3 protein-coding genes are annotated in these 2,995 nt (G+C 60.7%); 1 reads left to right on the top strand and 2 read right to left on the bottom strand.

Features of this window, described 5'->3' with window-relative positions; genetic code table 11:
- Positions 1 to 278: 278 nt before the first annotated feature.
- Both IV498_RS18620 and IV498_RS18615 read right to left on the bottom strand, forming a co-directional pair.
- Positions 279 to 473 (bottom strand): recombinase family protein, encoded by a 195-nt coding sequence (locus IV498_RS18620; protein ID WP_269048563.1) that lies wholly within the window; start codon positions 471 to 473, stop codon positions 279 to 281.
- A gap of 83 nt (positions 474 to 556) precedes the next feature.
- On the bottom strand, positions 557 to 1,216 hold the full coding sequence (locus IV498_RS18615) for a dihydrofolate reductase family protein (RefSeq protein WP_269048562.1): 660 nt from the start codon (positions 1,214 to 1,216) through the stop codon (positions 557 to 559).
- A gap of 528 nt (positions 1,217 to 1,744) precedes the next feature.
- Between IV498_RS18615 and IV498_RS18610 the strand changes: the two genes are divergently transcribed.
- Entirely contained in the window at positions 1,745 to 2,797 is a 1,053-nt protein-coding gene (locus tag IV498_RS18610) for a S66 family peptidase (RefSeq protein WP_269048561.1), read from the top strand.
- Positions 2,798 to 2,995: the final 198 nt, after the last annotated feature.

The raw sequence follows: 2,995 nt of genomic DNA, 5'->3' as shown, positions 1-2,995 counted from the left end.
GCCGGCTCCCCCCAGCCGGCTGGCCGTACCTAATTTTCCGGCCTCCGTGGCTCCTGGTTCAGGGAAATCCCCTTGGCGGTTCGCCCTGCTTCCGGGCAGGCCATACTGCATTCGGCTCCCAGTCATTACGGTGCTAAAGAAAACGACCTCAGCGGTGGTGACATCGCATCTTTTCCGGCCGTCGACGACTTCCTCCAGGTTCCGCACCGACCGGCCGAGCGCCGATCCAGCTTCGTCACGACGAGGGTGTCCCCGCACGCAGATAGTCCAACGCGTCATCAAGCGCCGCCGTTCGCGGGAATACCCGAGGCGTGCTCGATGAAAACCTTTTCGCAGCCAGCAGCCTCGAGCGCGTCCGTTTGACCGTCGAGATTTTGCTCCCGAGTGGAAACACGCGCATACCCAATAGCTGCCAAGGCGGAAACTGCACCACCAACGTCAGTGACAGCACATAGGTCTCGGACACGAGTCATAAAACACGACGCGCCGTTCTGACTGCTGACCAGTGAAAGTGTCGTAGAGAAGGTCGTTCACGGGCGATCGCTCCCAAGTCGGCCTACCGGACCGTGCGACGAGTGAAGATCAGATGGAGAACTCCGAGTGGAGAAGGGGTCGCCTCGATGTCAAAGCGCTGTTCGAGTCCTTCGAGTCCATCCCAGAGCCGTTCGCCCCGGCCCAGGACGATCGGCACGAGGACGATGTGCATGTGGTCGATCAGATCGGCCTCAAGGAACTGTCGAATCGTGCTGACGCCGCCACCGATCCGGACGTCGAGGTCGCCGGCCAGGGCACGAGCCTGCTTGAGGGCGGAGACGGGGTCGGCGTCAACGAAATGGAAGGTCGTTCCGCCTTCCATTTCGAGTACCGGCCGAGGATGGTGTGTCAGAACAACGACAGGGGTGTGGAAGACAGGGTTATCGCCCCACCATCCCTTCCATTCCTCGTCCTCCCAGGGACCGCGGTGAGGGCCGAACTTGTTGCGTCCCATGATCTCCACGCCGATCCCGGGCCCCCACTTGCTGGCGAAGGCCTCGTCGACGCCAGAGGATCCTTCCGACTCCCCGTGGATGCCCATCTCGCGGAAGGTGCGCGTCTCGAAAGCCCACTCCATTAGCCGTGAGCCTGCGTGACCAAACGGAGCGTCAAGTTGCTGGCCCTCGCCGGTGCCGAAGCCGTCGAGAGAGACCGAGAAGTTATGCACGCGGACGAGGGACATGTCATCTCCTGAAGTGCCGATCGTTAGCAATCACTGTATGGTGATCGAACCCAACGACTCAAGACCAACGATGGAAGAATCAAACCGCGATATACACGGAACCGTGTAGCGGATGCCCCATCAATGCGGCGCACGAGCGCCTCCACCATCCTCGCCAGCCGCTTGAAGCACCTCGTGGATTCGGGACTCCTCACCCTGGTCTTGATCGGTCAATGCACCGGCTTGATGTGTCACCGACCCGATGGTGGATGAGTAGTTCCACGACGGCCCTTAGCGTCGGGAGCACCCCCAACGGGAAGGGAACAGCGAAGGTGTGTGGGAGCCGCAAAGTACTGCAAAAACCGCGCCATTTATCGCTGCAACTCACAGATCTTCGCGCGGAAGCCTTGGTGTACGTCTCAACAAACTGTAGGTTTCTGGGACAGCAAGTCTCCTCACCTTACGATCTGATCTGTCCCGCTAGCTGGTCCACTGACGAGCTCTACGGCGGGTTCCGAGGGTGAGGTGATTGTCTGGTTCAATTGTCCAATGACGTCCCAGCCATTCACCCGAGTCCCGAAGGCCAGAACGGGCGATCGTGTAGCGGTTCTCTCACCGGCTTTCGCGGCTCCTGCCGTGTCGGAGGCTGTGCACGAGCAGGCGATGCGGCGCCTGGCCGAATTGACGGGACTCATACCCGTCGAGTACCCGACGACGCGATTGCTGGGCGCCAGCGCCGTGGCGCGCGCGGACGACATCACCGCGGCTTTTGCCGACCCGACGATTCGAGCTGTGTTGGCGACCATCGGCGGCGACGACCAGATCACGGTCATCCCGCACATCGACAGCGAGGTACTTGCAGCGAACCCGAAGCCGTTCCTCGGCTACAGCGACAACACCAACCTGCACAACATGCTCTGGAAGCTCGGAGTCCCCAGCTTCTACGGTGGTTCTACACAGGTTCATCTCGGGCCAGGCCCTCATCTAGACCAGATACATTTGATCTCGCTGCGCGCAGCCCTGATGGACGGCGGCGTGCTGGAGCTAACAGACCCCGGTGAGTCGGAAGATTTCGGCGTCCCATGGGCAGACCCCCGCGCGCTCAGCGAGTTCGGTGTACGCGAACCGAGCGAGCCGTGGACCTGGGCTGGTCCGAAAGTGATCGCCGAAGGTCGAACGTGGGGCGGCTGCATCGAGGTCATCGATCAAATAGCGCTGGCTGATCGAATGCCGTCCTCTGACGATCTCGTAGGTGCGATCCTGCTGCTCGAGACCAGCGAAGAGACCCCATCCGCACAAGAGGTGAAACGCTGGGTGCGCGCACTCGGCGAAAGAGGCGTTCTCGAAGCCGTCGCCGGCGTGATTATCGCCCGTCCACCAGTCAGCGACATGCACTCGCCTCTCCCAAGCCCAGACGAGCGCGCCCAACTGCGGTCCGCTCAGCGCGAGGCCGTCGTAGAGCAGATCGCTCGATATAACTCCAATGCGCCGGTCTGCGTTGGAGTCCCATTTGGCCACACTCGACCGCAATGGATCATCCCGCATGGAGGCACCATCCGCCTTGACGGTATAACCCGCACAATCATCGCTGACTACAACTGAAACCGCACTTGCCAAACTGCGTGACGGACAGGCGGGCAGGCGAGTGACATTTAGCCTCCCTCTTTCATGAGGGGCGGAGCCCAGGGGTGTGTTTAAAAGGCAGAAGGTGCCTCTGACCTGCGAAAATAGTAGTTACCAAACAGCTATTTCGAACAGACCTTTGAGGCACCTTCCAAGTGAAGAATTCTACCGGCTTTT

It is taken from the genome of Paenarthrobacter sp. Z7-10 (genome assembly GCF_026932795.1).
Classification (GTDB): Bacteria; Actinomycetota; Actinomycetes; order Actinomycetales; family Micrococcaceae; genus Arthrobacter_M.
This window is presented reverse-complemented; position numbering and strand designations above follow the sequence as displayed.

Excerpts from the sequence above, each read along its gene's own strand:
- IV498_RS18620 (WP_269048563.1), bottom strand. The coding sequence starts at position 473 with ATGACTCGTGTCCGAGACCTATGTGCTGTCACTGACGTTGGTGGTGCA.
- IV498_RS18615 (WP_269048562.1), bottom strand. The coding sequence starts at position 1,216 with ATGTCCCTCGTCCGCGTGCATAACTTCTCGGTCTCTCTCGACGGCTTC.
- IV498_RS18610 (WP_269048561.1), top strand. The coding sequence starts at position 1,745 with ATGACGTCCCAGCCATTCACCCGAGTCCCGAAGGCCAGAACGGGCGAT.